Here is a 22,648-nt window from a genome sequence, read left to right on the forward strand (position 1 = left end):
TTTAAAAATTTAAAACCCAACTGTCAGACCCATCAGCACGTTTCTCGATGGCGGCGTAAGGGCCTTATCGGTTACGTAGCTAAAAGGATTGTTCAAGCCCCTGGTAGACACGTCGGGATCAACTCCCCTGTACTTCGTCCAGGTGTACAGGTTTTCGCCGGTTACGTATACACTTGCGCTTTTTACACGTAATTTGCTCAGTAATGGTTTGGTAAGGTTATAGCGGGCGGTTACCGATTTAAGCTTTACGAAGGAAGCATCAGATACATACCGGTCAGATCCAAGCCAGTTATAACCGGAACCGTATAAAGCACGGGGCACATCGGTTACGTCGCCCGGGTTACGCCATCTGCCAAGCACCAGTGTGCTCTGGTTGTCATAGCTATACATGTTGGTGGTCTTCATAAGCGTTTCATTGATCATAGACACACCAAACTTGTAGTTGAAAAACGCCTGCAGCCGCAGGTTCCCCTTAAAGGTCACACTCGGACCAAAACCGCCGGTTACCTTTGGATTGCTGTTTCCGAGATATACGATATCGTCTTCATTGATATTACCATCCTTATTGATGTCTTCGTACATGGCGTCACCCGCCTGGAAAGTATAGTCGGTCGCCGGGTAATTAAAGCGCATATACACTACCTGGTCATTAGGGCCAACGATCTGGTTACCTTTTGCATCGGTAGCGATGGTGGCATTTTTGTCTGAATACACGCCCTTGTACCTGAAGCCATAGAAAGAACCGAATGGGTTGCCAATCTGGAGGAAGGTGCGGTAGATGCCGTTCTGGTTGATCCTCTTGCCGTCTGTGCGCGGGTAAAACTCAGACACCTTGCGGATTATGTTCAGGTTTTGCGCAACGTTAAAATCAAAACCGACGGTCCATTTCTTGCTGCGGTATGGGATGGTGTTCAGGCCTACCTCGAAACCCTGGTTGGTCATGGTTCCTACGTTTACCGACAGGGTGGTGTAACCGGTATAGTCCGGTACCTGTAATTTGTCGAAGAAAAGGTCGACGATCTTATTTTTATAGACCTCCACATCAAGCTTCACCCTGCTTTTAAGTGTCCAAAGGTTAAACCCGATGTTGCGGCCGATGTTAGTTTCCCACTTAAGGTTATCGAGGCCGATGGCGCCGGGCACCACACCCGACATGCCCAGGTAAGTAAAGCTGGTGGGATTATAGGTGTTGTAAAAAGTGTAATCTTTATTCGGCTGTTTACCGCTTTGGCCATAGCTCACACGGAAGCTCAGGTCATCGATCCAGGTAGCATTTTTCATAAAAGGCTCACCCGAAGCACGCCACCTGGCAGAAACGGACGGGAATATACCATACCGGTAGTTCGAACCAAACCGCGAATTTCCGTCAACCCTGGCGCCTACGTTAAGGATATAGCGGTCCATGAACGAATACTGGTTGGTTAACACCACACCTACTGCACGGGTCTGGCTATTAGTCGATTTCAGGTTCAGGTCGCCATTTTGTGTTCTCGATGGGTCGGCCGGGTCCTGTAAGTTAGACGAGGCGGTGTTGGCCGTTAACGCATAATAATTAACTACCTTGCTGTCATCCGTCTGGAACGAAAGCAGGGTTTGCAGCGTATGATTTTCCGGCAGCTGCGGCGTATAAATGAAGTTCAGTTTGGAGGACACGATAAAGTTGTCGCCGTCCGCATCAGTGGCCCGGTTCACGAAGGTTTCTGTAGCCGGACGCCCCGTAGCGATTTGCGGCAGGAACGTTTTCGACTTGGTATTGTTGATGTCGAACTGGAGATCGAGCGTAGTTAATAACCTTGAAGGCACGATATCGAACTGGAGGTTAAACTTCGGTGTTACACGCTCGCCATACAGGTGGCTCATGGCTTCCTGCGCCATCGCCAGCGGGTTTACCGTTCCCTGGAGCTCCCCTTTATCATTCAAACCGCGATACTGTCCCTGGATATTTACCGCCGGCGAGAAATAGTTCGGCGTAAGATTGCCGTATTCATCATACGAATAGATCGCCATGTTCGGCATTTTGGTATAAGCGATATTCCTTATCGATCCCGAATAATTAAGGGTGTTGTTCACGTGCGTATACGTAAAGTCAGAACGGAATCGGATCCTGCTCGACACGTTATAATCCAGGTTGATCTTGGTAGTGATGCGAGAGAGATCTGTTCCGATGGTGGTACCCTGCTGACCAAGGTAGCCCACAGATGCATAGTACCGGGCTTTTTCGCCGCCCCCCTGCATAGAAAGACTATGGTCATGCGAGTACCCTAATTGCGTGATCGCATCGATCCAGTTACTGTTATTGCTGTAATTATAATAGTTGGCAGGCATCAGCGGATCATAAGCCAGTTCCGGGTTACGGGTAATATCCAGCGGAAGCAGGTTCATGTTATTGATCTCCTCCGGGATAAGCATCGAATATTGATTACCTGTGAGCAATGGGATGTTCTCGGGTTGTTTCGAAAGCGTGGCCTTCATATTATAGGTAAGGATCGGTTTGCCGATGGTACCGCGCTTGGTAGTGATGATAAGCACCCCGTTCGAAGCACGGGAACCCCAAACCGCCGTCGATGCTGCATCCTTTAATACGGTGATGTCTTTAATATCTGATGGCGCGATATTCAGCAGCTGTGCGTAGCCCTGCTCATCAGCCGTACCGAAATTAAAGTCCGGCGGGATCTGCGTTTCATAAGGCATGCCGTCCAGTACGATCAGCGGTTCCGCAGAGCCGTTGATAGACGATGTTCCCCTGATGCGGATAGACATCCCTGCTCCCGGGTCGCCGGAAGAAGTGCCGACATCCACCCCTGGTAACCTGCCCTGGAGAGCCTGGTCGATCGATTGGGCTGAAAGCTCTTTCAAGTCTTCAGCGCTGATGGTCGCACTGGCAGCTGTCGAATTCCGCTCGTCGATGTTTAAACCGGTACCGTTGCTTACGGTACGGCGGGCGGTAATGGCGACCTCGCTGATCTCGTTGGCCGACGACACCAGTAACACATTGATCGATGTACGGCCGTTGATCTGGATCACCTGGGTTTTGTAACCGAGGTAAGAGACCTGGAGCGTGCCTTTGGGGTTCGACACCTGGATGGCGAAGTTCCCTTCAATATCCGTCGACGCACCGCGAATGGTACGCTTATCGGCATCAAGCTCTACTACCGAGGCCCCGATCACGGATTGTTTATCCTTGCTGTCGAGGACTTTCCCCGTCACCGTGATCCTCGTACTCCCTTGTGCCCTGGCACGATGGGCGGGTACGAAGGCAACGACGATCAACAAACAAAAAATACTTTTTAGTAACGTTTTCATCCGAATGATTTGCTTTTAGTTGTAGTCCAGAATTTTATTGAGCGAATGGATCAGCGCACGGTTGCCCAGGTTATTGCTGAAACTGATGTTAATGGTAGCCGTGGTGGCCGGATCGTTTGCCTTCCGCTGGCCGTCCCAGATCTGCATCTGGCTTGGTACATTTCCCGCAGGATAATACACGGTAACGTAGCGGGTATTGCCATTGACATCTTTAAGCAGGGTAGGGAACAAGCCGTCCTTCTTCCCATCGGCAGCAACGGCAAATTTGTTGAGGATGGAATAGTTGATAAAGTTCGTCACCTTGTCCTTGTCGGCCGCGGCTGTCGGCGTAAAGTTCGGATCACCGGTAAGGATGTTTCCCGGCAGCAGCCCCTTTTTAACGGCAGCCATGATGGCGGCGTTGGTAGGTATATTTACTGTGTAGAAACTACCGCTGCTAACGCCGAGGATGTCCTTGGTGGCGGCCACCCACAACGACGAGTTGACCAGGTAGCGGTAGTAGAAGTTAAAATAAGGATAGTTGGCGTTGGAAGTCGCTACGTTGCCAAGCAATTCGATGCTGGTACCAAGCGTAAAGGTGTTTTCAGCAAAAGTGAGCAGTCCTTTCGTATAATAGACCTTGCCGTTGTAGGCATTCTTCGAGCTGTCGATGGTTACAGAAGTACCGGCAGCCACGTTACCGCTGGCGTATACCTTGCCTGCCTTGAAACGAATGTACTCACCATTAAAGGCTTCGGCCACCCCATCTCCTGAAAGATCATCGAATTCTCCTTTAGGCGTATACACCACCGAGCTTTGGGTGATGCGATAAACCCTGTCGCTGGCGGTCGATGTGTAGTCGATCGTGCCGCCAACCGTCGCCTGGTATCCCCATGAGTTGCTGCGGTCGGGATAGAAGTTATACCTGTTAGCGATCAGGTCGGTATTCGACATCATAAATACGGTATATTTTACGGTAGGCACCTTCATGGCGGTTCTCAGGTCCGTTGCATCAATAGCGCGGATCATCAGGCTGTATTTAGGATCGAGATACGGGAAGCCGTACACCGTGCGGAACACGTTGGCGTCCTGTACCTGGTTCGTTCCATAAAAGAACCCGTTACTCAGCACTTTCTTTTCCAAGATATTGGCCTGTGCGTAAGTGGCCGCTTCACCCTGGAAGTTTCCTTCGGTAGTGATCCGTGCCGGCCAAACGGCGTTACGGAACATGTGCGCGTTAAGGAAATCGATCAACACCTGCGGAGGTGCGGCGTCAAAGCTTCCCCCGTAATATTGGAGCAGTTTTTTTGTATATGCCAACAGCTGCGTGTTGGTCGGCACTGTAATCGACCAGCCGGTAGCCTGTGCTTCGGTAGCGGTCGCCCCGATATAATTTTCGTTGTTCGGCGAAAAAGCCAGTAGCGCGCTGTACGACTTCAGGTAAACGGAATCCGTTTTACCGGTGAGCACATTATAGCGACGGGTAAGCTCCGTATTGGGGATATAAACCGCCAGCTTGTTAAGCAGCTTGCGAAATTCGCTGTACTGGGAATTGCTGGCCATATATTGCTCGATGCTTGGCAGCGGCGCAATTACCTTGTCAATTACGTGAATGGTCCCGTTTTCGGCCGGGATATCAGCTTCGGTTACGTTCGCGTCGGCTACGCTGAACCCGGTATACGTCGCGTTCGGGTAAAACGACTTGTAGTCGGTACTGGTCAGGCCGTTCGCGGTAAGAAACTTATCAATAAAATACGGAAGGTTCTTGTTGTTGTTATCGTTAACCACGTAGGCCGATCCATTGCGGTTATTTGCTACCATCTTCTTACCGTTTTCCGTGTAAACGAAGTCGTAATAAGCGGTTTTGCGTTTAAATGCCACATCCGGCACAACGCCAAGCGAAGTCTGCATGTTGGTGAGCTGCTCCTTTCGGTATGAATTATATACCAGGCAATAAGTTACGATCTTGCGGGCCGTAGAGTCGGCAAGCTTATCCACGCCCGAAATATTATTATCCTGGAAATATTTCTTAAACGCATCATCGGTCGGTGCGAAAAAGGTCCAATAACCGGCCTCCCCGAGAATCTCCTTGTAACCTGCTTTATCGATACAGGCCAGGAGTATGGTGAAATTCTTTTTTGATTCCAGTACCTTGTAAATCGGGTCAGCCAGGCCGTCGGGCCGCGCGTAATATTCATCAAATTCCTTTTTCCGGCAACTGGTGAACACCAATGCTGCCAGCAGAAATAACAATGAAACTTTCGTAACTCTACTCATAGTAATGATATGATATTTAATTTTTAAGAAAATAAACTCCTGGATCGGCCTGATGGAGGCTGATGAAACGGGATAAAAACAAGTAAGGGGGATAGTAAAGGTCTCTACATAATAATTGGTTGTTGGTATAAACTTATAGATAGGTGATAAATGCTGCAACCTGTAGCATCCTGCTCTGTTGGGTGAGCGGCGTAAAAAATGTCAGATTGACACTAACATCGTTTTAACAAAAGTGCGTATTAATTATGAGATAATAATTTGGCTATACTTAATGGATAACACTTTCAAAAAAAACCAGGAGTTTATTTTTGAAAATCACAAAAGGGCACATTAAGTAAATATTTCGGCTTATTAGCCATAACGACCGATGGCCTCACGGGACTTAGAACCATAAGTTCCGTTCCTGTGAGGCCATCGCGCTCAGGGGTTTGCTATAATTAGTAACCTGGGTTTTGGTAAGATTTCTTCTGGTCGCTGGTCATTGGCTTACCGTCTACCGTTGTCAGGTCGATCTGGAATTGCGGGATCGGTCTTAGTTTATGGTAAGCTGCAATGCTGGTTGCATCCTTATTAAACAGCTTGGCGCGCAGGAACAGCGTTTCTGTACGCACAAGGTCTTCCCAGCGGTAAAGTTCGCCGCAAAGCTCGCGGGTACGCTCGTTCAGTATAAAATGGATGAACCGGTCGGCAGTGGTAGTAACCGTCGGGGGATAGTTCTCGCTGGGCGCGTTCGTAGTGAACAGCGCGGTGGTAGCTTGCATGGCAGGGGCAGTACTGGCTACATCGCCTTTGGTGCCGCCGTCAAACATCCAGGTCTGGGGATTTTTGAACTCACCTGCGCGGTAAGCTGCACGGTCGCGTAGTTTGTTGATGTAGGTGAGCGCTTTCGTGTAGTCGCCTTTACGCCCGTAAGCTTCGGCCGCTATCAGGTATGTTTCGCCCAAACGGGCTAATATGCCGTTCTTTACACCTACTTCTTCGTTAAAGTTATTTGTTACGCGTACCGGGTCGAGGTGTTTCACCAGGGTAAGGTATTTACTATTGGTAAAGCCCTCCTGGATGGGCGCGGTAGGCGTGGCCCGGAAATAACGCGCCCAAACCTGGTAGCGGAACCTGGCGATATCAGCGCTCAGGATGGGGTTCGATCTGTTGTTTACAATAAACAGCGCAGCGGTATCTCCTACGCCGGTTTTCACCTTGCCTACCAATGAAGGGTTCGGTGCATCGGCAGTGGTAAATTTGGGTCTCGAATCCGGGCTGGGAATGGTGTTACCATAATATACCGTGCGAAAGCTCTTGTAAAAACGCGAATCGTTCTTACGATCGAACAGGTCGATGGCATAGTCAGACGGGCCAAGCCGGCGGAATGGCCGCCCGTTAAAGTTGTCGGCGTTACGGGTGAGGCCGTTAATCGCCAGGTCATATTGCATGATAAAGTACTCGTGCATGCGGTTACCCGAAGAGCCATTGTAAACCAGGTCATTTTTGAACTGGGCGGCAAAGATCACTTCCTTACTGTTGTTAGATGCCTGGAGCCTGCTATAGTCGCCTGAGGGGGCGGCGCCGTCGACCCCGATAGCCGGGGTGGCTACGTTAGGGTACCCTGCGGGATATACACCCATGAAAAGATTCATATAATCGGGCTCGAGGATAAAGGGACCTGCGATCACCTGATCGGCATAATAAGCGGCGCTATCCATGTCGGTAGCTTGCTGGCCGCGCTGGTCGGTTACCGCGCTGCCGCGGGTGAGGTATACCTTCGCAAGAAAATGCTGCGCGGCGCCCTTTGTAGCCCGGCCCATTTGGGCGGTGGTAGGCGCAAGGGTATTCTTGGCGTACTGCAGGTCGGCAATAATGGCCTTGTAAATATCCGCCACCGGATCGCGTTTAAAGTCTGTCCTGATCTCCAGGCTGGATGTTTGTACCAGCGGGATGGCGCCAAACTGCTGCACCATCATAAAGTAATAATAAGCCCGAAGAAAACGAAGCTCCCCTATCCGCTGTGTGCGGAGTGTATAGGTTCCCAGCAGCTTCGACGCACCGTCGCTAAAGGCGCCGATCTTCTCGATACCGATATTACAACGGTTTATGCCATCATAATTATTGGTCCACAGTTCGTTCAGGAACGACTCGTTGGCGTTCAGCACCTGGTTGTAGCGATTGTAATGTTCGCGGTTAAACTGGTCGCCGAGGATAAACTCGTCATCCCCGAAATTAAACAGCGCATATCCCTGCTCGTTGTTAAACTTCCACCGCACGGGTGCGTAGGCCGAGCGTACAAGATCTTCGAGCCCTGCGTCTGTTTCGTAATGGTCGAACGTAAGCGTACTCACCAGTTCTTCCTTAATAAACTTCTTACAGGAGACCCCGCATAGCACTACGCAAAAAGTAAGTGCCTGTATTATATATTTTTTCATATCGTTCTTCATCTATGATTTAACCAATTATATGCCCATTCTCAACCCCAGCACAAAGCTCCGGTAGCTAAAGGAGGTAGCTGCGGGGTTAGCCGTACTGCTGGACGGATAAGTGGAGGTGTAAGGCACTGTTTCCGGGTCATACCGTTTGTATTTACTGAACAGGAACGGGTTAAGCGCGTTCAGCGAGACAGTCATGCTGTTCATCCTGATCTTGTTAAGCAGCGTTGATGGTACATGATAAGCCAGTAAAATGCTCCTTACCCTAACGAACGACGCATCGCGGAAGGTAAGCGCCTGCCAGTACAAGGGAATATCACTTCCCCGGTTAGGCTGCTGGTACTCGTTGGACGGATTGGTTGGCGTCCAGTAATTTACCTTCATGCCAGGGTAACGTCCTACCAGTCCCGGGCGCGGGTCGCGAAGCAGCGCACCCTGGCTGATATACACGTAAGCCGACAGGTCGAAGCCCCTGAACGAGAAGGTACTGTTGATGCTCCCGGTCCAGTTCGGGTTGCCCGAGCCGAGGTTCACCTTGTCATTGTCATTGATAATACTGTCGCCGTTCACATCTTCAACGCGGATCCGGCCTGGCTGAAAACTGCTGCTGGCCGCCTTATTTGCCGGGTTCTTCTTCCAGTAGTAATCCTTCAGGATTCCTCCCGACAGGGTATCGGAATATTGGAAGATCCCTTGCGATTTAAAATCGTAGTAGTTACGGATCGGCTGACCTACAAACCATTGGTTACCCAAATCGGCGGTGGCGCCGTCGGCATTTAAGGCTACGATCGCTTCCTTGTTACGGGAGAAGGCAAAATCGGTCACCCATTTAAACCCGCCTTTTTTGGCGGCTGTCCGGTCGATATTCACTGTAGACAAGCCCACTTCCACTCCTCGGTTCCGCACCTTTCCGAGGTTCACGGTGATCCGGGAGTATCCCGAAGCGGCAGGAAGCGCCTTTGACTGGATGCTGTTGGTATTAGACTCGTATACATCGACCGAGCCCGAAATCCTTCCCGCGAGGAGGGCGAAGTCGGCACCGGCGTTCCTGGTCACGGTTTTTTCCCAGGTGAGGTTTGGCAGGGGAAGCGACGATGGCGAATAACCCAGGGCGTTGGTGCCGCCGAAGTTGTAATAAACCGGGGTTGAATTAAGTACGCCGGCGGTAAGGTAGGGCTGGATGCCGGAGTTCCCCACAGCACCAAACCCGGCGCGAAGCTTCAGGTCGCTGATAAATGAAAGCGATTTGATAAAACCCTCCTGGCTCATACGCCAGGCCACTGAGGCGGAGGGGAACAACTGGCTGCTGTTTTCGGGAGAGAGCACCGACGACGCATCGTGGCGCAGCGCAGCCGTAAAAATATACTTGCTGTCGTACGAATAGTTGATACGCCCAAGGTGCGAGGCCAGCTGTGTCTGCCTGAACGTCCCGGTTGGCACGATACCACCGGTATTGTTTTGCAGCGAGTACCATTTCTGGCTCTCGTAGGTAAGGTTCTGCGCCGAGACGCTGGTGCCTTCTGCCCGTTCCTTGCGAAGCTCCTGTACCACTGTGGCCGAAATATCGTGTTTGGCAGCCAGTGTGAGGTTGTAGCTCAACTGGTTCTGCAGCGTCCAGGTAAATCCGTTGGTGGTATTGTACGAAGCAGAAGCCGGGTTGCCCTGCCTTACCGACGAAATAGCACCGTTGAATACGCCCTGGCGGACGTCGTTGAGGTCTACACCGAGCGCGGCGCGGTAGCTTAAGCCTTTTACGATGTTTACCTGCGCAAAAACGTTGGCCAGTAACCGGTTGAGCCTGAATTCGTTGAAAACGGTATTCGGATCGTTGAGCGGATTTACCACGAGGGCATCACCTCCGGGGTTGAACAGTAAGTTGCCGGCTGCATCATATGGATTCGCCAGCGGGAAGTTGCCGAGCGCCGCCGAATATACATCAGGCCCCTGGTTCTGGATCGCCGAAGAGTAGTTGAGGTTAGAACCGATGTTGATGAAATCGGCCGGCCGGAAATTATTGTTATTCGAAACGCTATAGCGGGTGTAGCCCTGCCCGGGGTCAATCCCTTTCTGGTGAAAATAACCGCCGCCGAAAGAGCTCCTGAACTTATCGGAACCGCCGGTTAACGAAAGATTATGGTTCTGCGTAAGCCCTTGCTGCAGTGCAGCTTTCCCCCAATCGAAGGTAGTAAGCCGCGACGGGTCGTACACCGCTACCTCGGTAAGCACCGGGTAACCCAGCCGCTGCAGCAGCGCGCGCTCCTCTGCCGTAGTGGGCCGCATCTCCACCTGGAAAACCTTCGGATTGCTGGTCAGGTCGATCTTGATGATGTTGTAACCTTGTTTTACGTTATTCCAAAGCGCGTCGTCGGTGCTGGTAAACGTAGCATAGTCTGCCGCAGGGTCCGGGAAGTACCGCAGATTTGAAGCGTTTAGCGTAGGACTGTAAACACCCGAGCCGATGTAGGCGTCGCGGCGGAACTGCGCAAACTCCGGACCGTTGTACACTTCAACTTCCCTCAGGATATTTTCCACGGAAGTGTTCCCGTTGTAATCGATGCTGATCTTGCCGGCTTTTCCTTTCTTGGTAGTCACCTGGATCACGCCGTTTGCTCCACGGGATCCGTAGATGGCGGTGGCGGCGGCGTCTTTCAGTACGTCGACCGATTCGATATCCAATGGGTTGATGTCGTCGATGCTGTAAGTGATCGGGATTCCGTCCACTACATACAGCGGCTCGTTGGTGGCGGTAAGCGAGCGGTTACCCCTGATACGTATCGAAGAGCCGGATCCCGGGCGGTAAGAGTTAGGGATCGACACCAATCCCGGCACCCGGCCCTGCAGCGCCTGGCTAAGGTTGGTAACCGGTACGTCTTTCATTTTTTCTACGTTCACCGAAGTGATCGCCTGCGAAACGTCGCCTCTTTTTTGCGTACCATAACCCACCACCACTACTTCGGTAAGCGCCTGCGACTCGGGGGTCAATTTAATATTGATGGCGGTACGACCGCTCACCGGGATCTCCTGCCGCTGGTAACCCAGGAAGCTGAATACCAGGGTGCCGTTGGTAACATTTTCCTCGGGAACGGTGATGGTAAAGTTCCCGTTAGCATCGGTAATTGCACTTACGCTGGTGCCTTTAAGCGCAATAGATACGCCCGGTAACCCGAGATTTGTTTCGTCCACCACCTTACCCGCTATTTTTACCGGCGGAAGCGGCTCGGAATTGACGTCTCCCGACAGCGGCTTCACCACCACCGTTTTCTCGAAGATGGCATACGTTACCGGCTGTCCGTTAAAACATTGGTTTAGTACCGACTCGATAGAAGCGCCCCTGGCTTCTACAGATACGTTCTTTGTTTTCTGAAGTTGCTCGTTGTTGTACAGGAACATAAAATCCGACTGTTTCATGATCTTTCTGAACACCTTCTCGAGCGATGCATTCTTCTCTGAAAGCGTAATTTTCTGGGAGTAGGATGCCGCGCTCACCTGTAAACAGGCTGCGAGCAATAGAACACCGGTTAACTTCATGATCCGCGCGATTTTAATGGGTAGTGTGCAGGAGTGGCCCCTGCTTTTGCAGTAAACGTTTAGTTTCATACATTTGCCTTTTTAGGGTTAGTAATTGGATTATTGTCTGTTAGTACTTTTCTTCCCTTAATTTCAGCCGGCTACGTTGCAGCGTTCCGGCTGTTTTTATTGGGATGCTCCGGTATATACCGGCATCGCTGGTCAGGCGCTTATTTATTTGGTTACGATCACTCTTTTGCCTTCTATCTTAAAATGAACCCCTCCTGTTAGTTCTAATAGATCTAATACTTTCGAAACATTTGTATACCTGGAGATTTTGCCGGTAAAGTGCAGCGCAGCGTTTTTGGACTCATACTCGATCTCCGCATCGTACCACCGCGCTACCTGCATCATTACGGTTTGGATATCGTCATTATTAAAGAGGAACTGCCCGTTCTTCCACGCTACCGCGCTTTCGGTATTGCCGCCCTTAAGGATCATCGGTGGCTCAGCCAACTGGTCGCCGCCTTCAATCTCGTCGAAATCATCCAGGATCTGCAGCTCTTCGCCCGGCGAAAGCATTTTGGTGCTGTTTCCTTTGCTTACTTCTACGGAGCCTTCCAGTAAGGTAGTGCTGATCTTGTGTTCCTCGCGGTAAGCCTTGATATTAAAGTGCGTGCCGAGCACTTTTACCGCCACATCACCGGCCATCACTTTAAACGGGACCACCTTGTTCCTGGCCACCTCAAAATACGCCTCGCCGGTTAACTTCACCATCCGTTCTTTCGCGGCAAACACCGCCGGGTAAGTTAATGACGACGATGAATTAAGCCATACTTTACTTCCATCAGGTAACAGTACTTTATATTCCCCCCCGCGCGGTGTGCTCACCGTAATAAATGAAGAAGGCTTTTGAAACTTTTTGCTGCTCCCTCCCAACACCGCGAGCGACTTGCCGGGTGTCCCTAATAGTACCGCGGAGCCGTCATCCAGGATTAGCGTAGCCCGGCTTTTCCCGGGAGGCAGGTCGTTCTTGAACTTAGGAGCGTTTGCAGTGATACGGTTATTCGGTGCTGCCTGCCGGTAATTATGAAATATCAACCCGGTGAGCAGGAACAACACCACGATCGCCGCAGCGTACTGCCATTTTTCCAGGAATTTCCGGACGAATCCCGGCCCCTGGCCTGTTGTTTCCGCATTGATCCGGTTCCAGGCCTTCACGGTGTCGAGCGATGAAAAGAATTCCATTTCCTCCCGTAGCTTCGCCTCATTCTCCAGGTCCTCCAGGAACCTTGCATTCGCCTTGTTGCCCGCGATCCATTCCTGGAGCTGCTGCTCTTCGGCACCTGTTAATCCTTCTTTTAAGCGCCTGACGATCAGGTTCGCGTAGAAATATGCCTGTTCGGGAGTGTTCATAGCCTGGTTAATTGTAGCTAAGACACTTGAACGTAACTTTTGGGTGACACGAGTAAAAAATAAATCTTAATTTATTTTATTTCCGCTGATGTTGTCTAAGGAAAGAAAATCGTCAATAAGGATAACAATTCCGGTCTTAAATATATGCGGAGCAGTTTTAATGCGCGTTGCTTCTGGGTTTTCACGGTATTTACAGAAATGCCGAGCTCCAATGCTATCTCATGGTTTTTCATCCCTTCCAGGTAGCTCTTCAGGGAGATCTGCCGGCATGCCTCGGGAAGCTTCGCGATGGCGCCATACAGTTCGGCAAACACTTCCGAGCGGATGATGGCCTGCAGCACCGCCTCCTGCACAGGCGCCGGGTCTTGCTGTTTCCGGTATTGCTCGGTAACCTTGTTATGCCTTACCGAATTGAGGCTGGCATTGCGCACACTGGTGTAAAAATAGCTTTTCAGAGAAGCTTCGTTGTTTATTAACGGCTCCTTACGGTCCCAGTACCGGATAAACATATCCTGCACGATGTCTTCCGCTACCGCTTTTTCTTCCACGATCTGGTACGAGAAATGCACCAGGCGGCCATAGTACTTATTAAATAAGTCCTTGATATCCGTCATCTGGTCATTACCTGTTTTCCGGGGATCCATCCTGTTCAGCAAATTCGGCGTCCTGAGCATTACGCCTGGTCTATAATTGGTATCGGCTAATGTATAAAATCAGTTTTTAGGCGGCAACCTGTGGTGTCCTGTAACATTTTAGTTATCAGTAGTCAGTTATCAGTAGCCAGTTCCTCCATATGCCCCGAACTGATAGCATATGGCCGACAGCTGATGGCTGACAGCTGACGGCTGATAACTGATAACTGATTACTGATAACTGACTACTGATAACTGATAACTGACTACCGATAACTACCTGCCAATCTGCACCGCATACGTCTCCCTCGTCCCCTCGAACGTACCGCCAAAAACCACCCATTTATTATCGGGTGTAATGTGCACATTGGGTTCGAGCGCACGGTAATCGTGGCCTTTCATGTTTACAAGGCGTTCCGACCTGAATTTCTTTCCATCCGGGTAAAAGGCATAGATCCACATACCATCCGCCGCCCGTGCCACCTGGGTAGGGTCGCCGCCATCCCCGGCGAACAGGTCCTGGCTGGGGGTGGTCGCAAAGTGGATGGACCATTCGTTGGCCGTCATTTCGTAGGTGGCTACCTCCTTGCCTGTTTTTACATCCGTACCCGAAAGGAAGAATGTCTTCCCTTTCGGTTTCTGCAGGTCGAACCAGATCGTTTCACCTTTAGGACTAAAAAATTCGTGCCCGGCTATTTCCATGGGCATGGTGCGTTTATGCATGAGCGTGGTTTCGGTGGAAGCGATGTTGTATCGCCAGATCCGGTCCACTTTTTCCCAGGGGCCTTCGTGGCAAAACAACAGGATATTGGGATCGGTGGGCGAAAACTGAATGTGACCCAACCAATTATTTTCTTCGTGGATAACTTTCATCGCGCCAGTTTTCGCTTCAATGGTAAAGATGCTGTTCAATAAGTGCGCGTCATAGATCCTGTTAAAATACTGGCTTTTCTGCGGGTACTGCTGCAGGATCTTACGCTCTTCGTCGTTATTCAGCTTACCGGCAAAATAAGTGGCGTCGGCATTAACGGTAGAAATTCCGCCTTTCTTATCAGCAGGCAATACCACTGCTAGCCTCGACCGTTTGGTGTCGATGCTTCCTGCAAATACGCTGTCGCCTACCTGGTAAATAAATTCGCGGCTTTTTTGCGCGCTCATGGCGAGCAGCCGCTTGGGCGAGCTTCCCGTGGTAAGCTGCTCCACCGCCATGGTGGCCAGGTTCAACGCAAATATTTGCCGCGTCTGGCCGTCCGACTCGGCGAAAACCATCTTGTCTCCTTCTTTTCCTTTCTGTTTGAAAAAAGGGTTGTTGTGGAAATACCAGTTCCCAATGGCGCCGGTTTTCCCCGATAATCGCATCACCTTATGCCCCGTATCCTGGTCGATCCAGACCGCAGGCATAGGCTTTTGAGAACCGGTTACCATAACGGGTTGTGCGTACGACACCCCGTAAACCTGTACCAGCATTGCGAAAACAATTAGTTTTTTCATAATATCATATTTTACCGGCTTCAGCCGTCAGCCCTTTACTTGTTTAAATTGCTCCCTGTTATTACCGAACCAGGCTAAAAGCGAACAAAACTGCCCGTTATAGCTACTTATTCACCTGCACCGCACTATCATTGATCACGAACGGATGCGCGCTTAACATCCTGAACATTTCCGCCCCCGCCAGCAGCACCGGTCCATAGCCATGTGCGGCGAAAACGTTTACCGGGCGGTAATAATAAAATGCAGGGTCGAAGCCCATACCGGTACCCACGCAAGTGCCCTCAACCTGGCCTTTGGCCGACACTTTGCTACTTACCGCGTTCCACGCCAGCAATGCCATAGGACCATACGCCTTCGCGTCGATCCAGCCCTTACCGATGGCATGTGCGATACAGTAAGCGTAAATGGCCGTGGCCGACGTCTCCAGGTACGAATCGTTACGATCGAGCAGCTGGTGCCAGAAACCGGTACCATCCTGGCGGGAGGCAATGCCGTTCACATGCTCTTTCAGCTGTGCGATAATGGCCGCCCGGGCGGGATGGGTTTCCGGGAGCGCATCCAGGATCTCTACCTTGGTCATGATCGCCCAGCCATTGGCACGCGCCCAGTGGAATTGCGGATGCACCGACATTTCCTGCACCCACCCATGCATATATAAACCTCTTTCGTGGTTAAACATACGCTTCGAAAACAGGCCGAACTGTTTGATCGCCTCGTCAAAATATTTACCGTCGCCGGTGAGCTTTCCCATCTGCACAAGCGCAGGAAGGCTCATGTACAGGTCGTCGAGCCACAACGTATTGGGTTGCGGCCGGTTACGCGCCAAGGTGCCGTCCTGCAGGCGGAACTCCCTGGTCATGATGTAGTTGATGTAGTTATCGATCACCGGGCGCAGGTCAGACGTGATCGCCCCGGTACGCGCCGTTTTGATCATGGCCGCGCAAAGCGATCCCGCATCGTCAAGCGCATGCGGATCGATCACGGAACGGACGGGCGTAGTTGCCTTCGGATCGGTTTTAAGCAAGTTCTTATACGCCGAAACGGCATCTGCCAGGAAATTCACGCGGGTTACCGCGTAGTCGGTAAATTTCTTGTCTCCGGTGGTTTCGCCGGCAAGCAGCATCCCCGAATAGGTAACGCCCCATTCATAGCTTGTCAGCCGGAAATCACCGGGTTTAAAGGTGTCGCCCGAGCTTACTTTTGAGAAATCTGCTACCGCCTCACCCTGTTTATTTACCAGCTTAGCCGGGGTTACCTCCTCCAGGTACCGGTACACCCGGTCGAGCACCGCTTTTACATCCTGCTGCGTTGTCTTGCCATAAGGTACGGGATAATCCGGCTGCAACAAATGAAGCGGGGTAGTTACATCATTGCCTTTGGGCACATGCTGGCCATAGGCCGATAAGCCTGAAAACAATAACGCGATAAGTGCTATGGGAAGGAGATCTCGTTTCATATCGGTATGAGGGGTTTGATGTTCGACGTTCAGTTTCCATCAGGCTTCACCAGCGAAACCTTAGGGCTTTCCGGCCATTTGAACTCAGCAAACGCGTCGGGGTGACGGGGGTCGAATGCCGGTCGTTTCACCAGGTATTTCGCCAGTGAAAGTTTATTCGCCTTAATCCCTTCCACAATGATCTTTGCCAGCTCGTACGCGCCATAGGGATTAAAGTGCGTATTGTCGTTCATGTTCTTTTCGGGGTATATCACAAACGCGTTCTTCGATCCTTCCGGCCCCATTGCCTCAAACAGCTGCGTGCTCAGCGCGGTAAGATCGATCAGGGCTACCCCTTTTTCTACGGCTACCTTACGTGCCGCGTCGGGGTAATCCCCATGGGTATTCACCATGGTATTGCCGCTAAATGAACGGCGGGCGGTGGGTGTTACGATCACCAGGGTGCCCCCCTTCTCTTTCACTTTATCGGCGAAGAGGCGTAGCCGGTCGCTGTAAGACTTATATGGGCCGTCGTTCGCGCCTTTCTCCTTCTCGTCGTTATGGCCGAACTCCACAAACACGAAATCGCCGGCTTTCATCACGCTCAGCACCTTATCCAGGCGCTTCTGGCCGATAAAGCTGCCCAGAGACAGTCCCGATTCCGCCTGGTTGGCAATAGCCACACCCGGTTCAAAAAAGCGTGTGATCATCTGTCCCCAAGAAGCCCAGGGCTCTTCTTCCTGGTTCACTACGGTCGAATTTCCCGCGAGGAATACCGTCACCTGGTCATCTACCTTACTGATCTCGAGCGAGCTCAACGCCGTTTCCTGGTCAAACTCCAGCGTAAGCTTATCGTCCCAGTCGAGCTTGGTGAGCTCCCGCTCTTTTAATGCCACCTGTCCGCCAGTGCTGATCTTCCGGTCTTTAACATATACGATGAACGTTTTCGTAATAAACTTCCCGCGAAACGTGCGCACATTTTCCAGCATCAGCCTGCGCGACTCGGCCTTCACCGTGCTGTACGAAGTTCCTTCCGGATCGCCCAGCGTCACTCTCACCTCGTAATTGCCTTCGGGCACGTTCACAGAAAAATAAAAGGGTGTCGTGCTTCGCACCAGGTCGCTCTTTAACGGGTTACTTCCTTTACGGGTTAACCCGGAAGGCCTTGTGCCAAAATCGAAACCAAATCCCGCGGTGGCGGAATATACCGCTTCAGGCAGTACCTGTACGTAGCCGGGAGCCGCTTTACCGGGCCCGAAATCAAATTTAAAGGAAACGGCCTGCTGCGCGTTCGCACCAGCAAACAAGGCGGCAACCAATGCCGATGTCAGAAAGATCCTGGGTTTCATCCGGTCCGATAGTTAGTCGGCTGCAAAGTAGAAAAGGTTGTACGAAACAGCGTCATGCACTGTCATGCCCAGTTCATCGGGTGATTCCTGATGCCAGTACCAGCGCATGATCCGTGTTAAAAACGCCCATGTTCAGCAAGTCCGCGGAAACCCCTTTTTCTTCGATGATCAGCTTTAACTGGTCGATGGCCGCTTCTGCATTTTTTAAGTCACCGGTTTCCCGGTAATACTTCAGCATCTGCGACGACATAAAGAACCTGGTTATCATAAAGTCCGAATTCTTAAACAACGATGCCGCCTGCTGCATATATTTGATGAAGCTGCAGGGCACCTCTTTATTGATAACGGCCCTGAGCAGCAAAAGATTGGCGAAGTTATGCTTGGAATACTCGCTGGTACACACTTCCAGCCTGCTTAAATGCCGCTCGATTTTCGATGCATGTTCCGGATCACCCTCGCCGGCGAAAGAAACACCCTGCAGCAGCAGCAAATGTGCGGCAAAACCCGACCTGCGGCGGTAAAAGATTCCCGGATGGTCGGCACGGATGCGGCAAATGATCGAACTGATCGTTTTCATATCCCCCGAGAAGGCATTAACCAGCAACATACTCATATAGGCCACAGACTGTTCCGGCATTACCGGGCCCTTGCGCGCCCGATCTGCGTGAATGAACCGGTTAACCTGTTCAAACGTCATATCTTCGAACCATGCGACGTCTTGTTGTCCCGACAACTTCATATGCAAGTGGTTAAGGCATAACAGCGGATCGATAGGGCCTTCAAAATGATAGTTCAGCTTTTGCAGCACTATCGCCTGGGTTTTAATACCCAGCAAGTCTAATTTCAGCACTGCGATACATCCCATCACGGCATGATAGGTATACAGGTATTTTTTTTCGTTCGTGGTCAGGCTCAGCAAACGGACTATTTCATGGTAAAAAGGGTCGCTATAGTTCAACAGGCTCAATTCCGCCAGGAAGGCCTGGTGAATATCGAAATCTACAATTTGCAGGCTCAGTTCCGGCCGGCACCTGGTCTTGGCTACCAGTACTTCGGCGATGAACAGCAGCAGGTAACATTTTTCTGAAGGAGGCAGCTCCAGCGCAAGGATGGCGCGCAGCGGTTCGAGCCGCCCCTGCACGATGGTATACCGGGTTACCCATTGCAGGATCTGCACTTTTACCGGGTTACCCCGATATTCCGTGAGCACGTGCTCAAGCAGTTCGTCGCTTACCTCGCCCGCGTATTTCTCGATAAGCCCCATCGAAAGGAAATACTCAAAAATATGCTGGTGCGTAAACCTCACAATTCCGTTGTGAATGGATTGGTCGGCGTGTTTCTCCTCAGCCAGGATGCCGTTTTGAAGCAGTTCGGTAAATGCAAGCTTTTCTCCCGGCTTCCGCATCTCAAACTGTTCGCTATACAACTGGGCGCCATTTTTCCCATAAGCGGTAGACCTGATCATTTCCCGGATAATTGCAACCTTTCCCGGGGTATCGCCCGAAGAATAGATCTTCTGCCGGATAAAATCCGATACCAGCTCATAAAACGTCGCACTTTTATGATAGTCTAAATCTTGATTTTCGTGGCTGATCTGGTAATACAGCTGCAGGTAATACGGGAACCTGAGGTGTTTTTTGAGATTGGGATTTACGTTCTGAAGGTCCGTAAAGTTGCTGTCTATCTTCCTGAGAATAGCCGACACCTCGTTGTCAGAGAGCGGCGGCACGTTAGTCACGTCATCATGCCTGAAATAACAGCCAGGATACCATTTTTCGCCCAGGTAGGCGGATTCCCTGATGCGGTCGTAAAAAGTGAGCCAGCTGTTAGACCGCATGCTCAGGATCACTTTCAACCACGGATTGTCTTCATTTTCGCAGATAAAGTCTATTACGGCGTCAAACAATCGTTCCACCTGGTCGCGTTTGAACAACACATCGTCAAAACCGTCTATTACCACCACCACTTTTCCTTTCCGCTCTGCGGGATAGCGGTTGAAATAATCCGAGAAACTGATCTTATAACCGAACCCGGACTCTAACGACAACCAGTTTTCGAGCGTAAGCGCTCCCGAACTGATCTGCTGCAGTATGCTGGTGTTCATAAACCACACCACATCGTCTTTATACGGTGCATCCTGCGCACGAAAAAGCTGTTCAACCATCCTGCAGAGCAGAATGGACTTTCCATAGCCGGGTTGGGAAACCAGGCAGGTAAAGCTCATCTCAGATGCCATGAAATAATCAAGATCTGTTTCAGCGAACTTCCTGTCGGTGGTTAATGCATAAGGAATACCCGACCGGTTGCGGATGGTTTTAAGTGTAAAGCCTGTAATCTTATCGGCCCTGCCGCGAAATTCTGTCCAGCTGTCTGTTCCAGGTTTTTGCGACAGGTCGTCCATCTCTTTTTTAAACCGGTCCCAACTTTCCAAACCGGCGTATTCGCAAATGGAGGTAAGTGTGAACAACGAGAAATGGTGCTTGGCATCTGCAAATCCAAAAAGTCGTTTAAGCGTGGTTTCGCTTACAAACTTACGGGTAGCTTTATTGATGGCAGCAGAAAGATAACGACAGTCAGCGGGCGTAATACTGGTTATACCGGCTTTATACAGAACAACTTTCTTAAGTTCTCCTAAATAGTAGTTTTCGTTCATAGGCGAAAAATTTTGAGAACGCCCAACAGTATGGTAGCAGGTAGATACGCCCGCTTAACAGGCACGCACGCCCGTTAAATCAAAGCTACAACTTCTATCCCGTTAATTTTGTGTTAAAAGAACAAAAAAATGAATAAAATGAACAGATCAAAAACTACCGCTTGGTCAATGAATAAAATGAATATCACAAATAATATGACTAAAGGTTACTCCATTCAAACTCTTAGCTATGGATCGAACCTCTACTTTGCCGCGGTATCTACGCAGGTACCTTTGCTTAACGCTTACATTATTGCTGATCATCTCAGCACTTATCGCGCAGGCACAGCCTGTGCAACGCGTATATGCAAATAACCAAAACACGAACGTCACCGGCCAGCCATCGGTATCGCTGAATGCCGCGCAAACCGCTTTATTAAACGTGGCTTTAAGCGGCCCCCTGTTAAACACGCTGGCCCGGGTGGAAAATCCCGACAACGCCAAAGACGCTGACCCCCGTACACGCTCATCGCTTTTTGTAACGGCCGCTAATATAGACCTGCTGCCGTTAACCAACGTAACGGTGGGCGGCGTTGCCGAGCAAACACTGCTCTTCACGGGCTCCGATCTGCCAACCGCTACCACACCGGTAAGCATTAAAGTAGGTACAGGATCCTCGCTTGCGGGATTGCTGGACGGAATTACCATCCAGGCGGTAAATAGCGGTGTGCCGGTGGGACCTGTGTTCAGCCAATCAAACGGCAACCTGGCGGCGGTATCAAACGGGCCCAGCCAGCAGGAGATCACCATTGTACCCGGCGTACCCTATAATGGCGTACGTATACGGCTGGCCGCCGAGGGCGGCTTACTCACCGTTGGGGTGGAGTCTCGCCTCGACATCTACCATGCTTATTTCCTTAAGCCCGCCTCAGGCATTAACTGTGATGCGCCGATAGATGCGCTGGGAGGCATTAACGGCACCGTAGTCGCTTTTGGCGGTGTATTTAATGAATTCGATGCCATCGACGGCGATCCCGCCACTTATGCCACGTTAACATCCGGCGCCAATCTTATTGGCGATGTAAGGCATACTACCATATTCCCGGGTGCGTCTGTAGCCGGCGACACTGTCCGGTTTACAATTTCAGTGCCCGGCACCCTGGTACAAGCGCAATTGCTTACCGGGATCTCGGTCGAATCGTTCAACGGCACCACCTCCAACGGGGTGGTGGATAATTCCAGCGGTCTCCTCCAGCTGCAGTTGCTCGACGGTTCGACCAACAGCTACACGATCCAGTTCGTACCCTCCGGGATATTCGACCGGGTAACGCTTCGCCTTGGCGGCGTGTTAAATGCACTGGCTACCATTCGCCTTCACGAGGTTTCGCGCATTATCGCACGCCCGGGTACATCCGTTAACAGTACGGCCGGCGCCGCCGCCACCGTTTGTACCGGTACGGCGGTAAACCTGGCTGTCACCGATCCGCAGCCAGGCGTTACCTATACCTGGTATACCGTTCCCACAGGAGGCTCGGGCACTGCTGGCGCTACCTATTCGCCCGGCGTACTTGCACCCGGTACTTACACCTTCTATGTAAACGCTATGCGCGCAGGTTGTACCAATGCCTCCGGGCGAAACGCCGTGGTGGTTACGGTAACGCCGGCCGGCGTAGTCGCCGCCATCAATGTGAACGGAACGCCGGGCGGCGCTGCCTGTATCAACGGCGCCGTTACGGCCACCATTAATGTTACCAGCACCGGCATTACCAGCCCGGTATATTACCTTTATAATGGTCCAACGCTGGTTGCCAGCAACACCACCGGCATATTTACTGTTCCGGTAACCGCTGGCGCTTCCTATACCTATAGTGCTGGTGTAAGCGGTACCGGCCTCTGCGAAACGCTGGCCGCCGACCGCAAAAGCGTAAGCTTTACCATCAACCCGCTGCCTGCGGCACCAGTGCTTACACAAACCGGCACAATAACCGTACAAACAGGGGGCACGCTGCTGCTAAACGCCAGTTCGCCCGACGCAGCATCATATGCCTGGTACAAGGATGGCGTATTGCTGCCCGCCTTTACCGGCGCCACCCTCCAGGTAACCAATGCGACTGCAGCCGATGCCGGCGTTTACACTGCCGAAGCGGTAAGTGCCGCCGGATGCCGGTCGCTAAGCGCAGCAACTACCGTGGTGATCGAAGGCTTCCAGA

Annotated in this window: 11 protein-coding genes; 1 reads left to right on the forward strand and 10 read right to left on the reverse strand. The window is 51.3% G+C overall.

Annotated elements, in window-relative coordinates; genetic code table 11:
* Positions 1-9: 9 nt before the first annotated feature.
* From GS398_RS18715 to GS398_RS18760, 10 genes are all read right to left on the reverse strand, one after another.
* Positions 10-3,303 carry a SusC/RagA family TonB-linked outer membrane protein gene (locus tag GS398_RS18715; protein WP_160908327.1) on the reverse strand — a complete coding sequence of 1,098 codons (3,294 nt, stop codon included), beginning with the start codon at positions 3,301-3,303 and terminating at the stop codon, positions 10-12.
* A 15-nt stretch (positions 3,304-3,318) separates the two neighbouring features.
* The gene (locus GS398_RS18720; RefSeq protein ID WP_160908328.1) at positions 3,319-5,559 is read right to left on the reverse strand and encodes a fasciclin domain-containing protein; all 2,241 of its coding nucleotides are present in this window, start codon (positions 5,557-5,559) and stop codon (positions 3,319-3,321) included.
* Between the two features lie 437 nt (positions 5,560-5,996).
* Positions 5,997-7,976, reverse strand: coding sequence for a RagB/SusD family nutrient uptake outer membrane protein (locus tag GS398_RS18725; protein ID WP_160908329.1), 1,980 nt, complete (start codon positions 7,974-7,976; stop codon positions 5,997-5,999).
* A 27-nt stretch (positions 7,977-8,003) separates the two neighbouring features.
* Positions 8,004-11,573 (reverse strand): TonB-dependent receptor, encoded by a 3,570-nt coding sequence (locus GS398_RS18730; protein ID WP_160908330.1) that lies wholly within the window; start codon positions 11,571-11,573, stop codon positions 8,004-8,006.
* A gap of 144 nt (positions 11,574-11,717) precedes the next feature.
* Positions 11,718-12,899, reverse strand: a complete 1,182-nt coding sequence (locus GS398_RS18735) for a FecR family protein (RefSeq protein WP_160908331.1) — start codon at positions 12,897-12,899, stop codon at positions 11,718-11,720.
* Between the two features lie 95 nt (positions 12,900-12,994).
* The gene (locus GS398_RS18740; protein WP_160908332.1) at positions 12,995-13,543 is read right to left on the reverse strand and encodes an RNA polymerase sigma-70 factor; all 549 of its coding nucleotides are present in this window, start codon (positions 13,541-13,543) and stop codon (positions 12,995-12,997) included.
* A 264-nt stretch (positions 13,544-13,807) separates the two neighbouring features.
* Positions 13,808-15,022, reverse strand: coding sequence for an oligogalacturonate lyase family protein (locus tag GS398_RS18745; protein WP_160908333.1), 1,215 nt, complete (start codon positions 15,020-15,022; stop codon positions 13,808-13,810).
* A gap of 103 nt (positions 15,023-15,125) precedes the next feature.
* Complete coding sequence (locus tag GS398_RS18750; RefSeq protein ID WP_160908334.1) at positions 15,126-16,478, reverse strand: glycoside hydrolase family 88/105 protein; 1,353 nt, start codon at positions 16,476-16,478, stop codon at positions 15,126-15,128.
* Between the two features lie 29 nt (positions 16,479-16,507).
* A complete protein-coding gene (locus GS398_RS18755) occupies positions 16,508-17,806 on the reverse strand; it encodes a rhamnogalacturonan acetylesterase (protein ID WP_160908335.1) in 1,299 nt (432 codons plus the stop codon).
* Between the two features lie 73 nt (positions 17,807-17,879).
* Positions 17,880-20,459, reverse strand: a complete 2,580-nt coding sequence (locus tag GS398_RS18760) for an NACHT domain-containing protein (protein WP_160908336.1) — start codon at positions 20,457-20,459, stop codon at positions 17,880-17,882.
* Positions 20,460-20,688: 229 nt separating this feature from the next.
* Between GS398_RS18760 and GS398_RS18765 the strand changes: the two genes are divergently transcribed.
* Positions 20,689-22,648 (forward strand): immunoglobulin domain-containing protein (locus GS398_RS18765; RefSeq protein WP_160908337.1); only part of this gene is annotated, 1,960 nt, incomplete at its 3' end.

It is taken from the genome of Hufsiella ginkgonis (genome assembly GCF_009834915.1).
In the GTDB taxonomy this organism is placed as follows: Bacteria; Bacteroidota; Bacteroidia; order Sphingobacteriales; family Sphingobacteriaceae; genus Hufsiella; species Hufsiella ginkgonis.

Excerpts from the sequence above, each read along its gene's own strand:
- GS398_RS18715 (WP_160908327.1), bottom strand. The coding sequence starts at position 3,303 with ATGAAAACGTTACTAAAAAGTATTTTTTGTTTGTTGATCGTCGTTGCC.
- GS398_RS18735 (WP_160908331.1), bottom strand. The coding sequence starts at position 12,899 with ATGAACACTCCCGAACAGGCATATTTCTACGCGAACCTGATCGTCAGG.
- GS398_RS18720 (WP_160908328.1), bottom strand. The coding sequence starts at position 5,559 with ATGAGTAGAGTTACGAAAGTTTCATTGTTATTTCTGCTGGCAGCATTG.
- GS398_RS18730 (WP_160908330.1), bottom strand. The coding sequence starts at position 11,573 with ATGAAACTAAACGTTTACTGCAAAAGCAGGGGCCACTCCTGCACACTA.
- GS398_RS18760 (WP_160908336.1), bottom strand. The coding sequence starts at position 20,459 with ATGAACGAAAACTACTATTTAGGAGAACTTAAGAAAGTTGTTCTGTAT.
- GS398_RS18740 (WP_160908332.1), bottom strand. The coding sequence starts at position 13,543 with ATGGATCCCCGGAAAACAGGTAATGACCAGATGACGGATATCAAGGAC.
- GS398_RS18745 (WP_160908333.1), bottom strand. The coding sequence starts at position 15,022 with ATGAAAAAACTAATTGTTTTCGCAATGCTGGTACAGGTTTACGGGGTG.
- GS398_RS18725 (WP_160908329.1), bottom strand. The coding sequence starts at position 7,976 with ATGAAAAAATATATAATACAGGCACTTACTTTTTGCGTAGTGCTATGC.
- GS398_RS18750 (WP_160908334.1), bottom strand. The coding sequence starts at position 16,478 with ATGAAACGAGATCTCCTTCCCATAGCACTTATCGCGTTATTGTTTTCA.
- GS398_RS18755 (WP_160908335.1), bottom strand. The coding sequence starts at position 17,806 with ATGAAACCCAGGATCTTTCTGACATCGGCATTGGTTGCCGCCTTGTTT.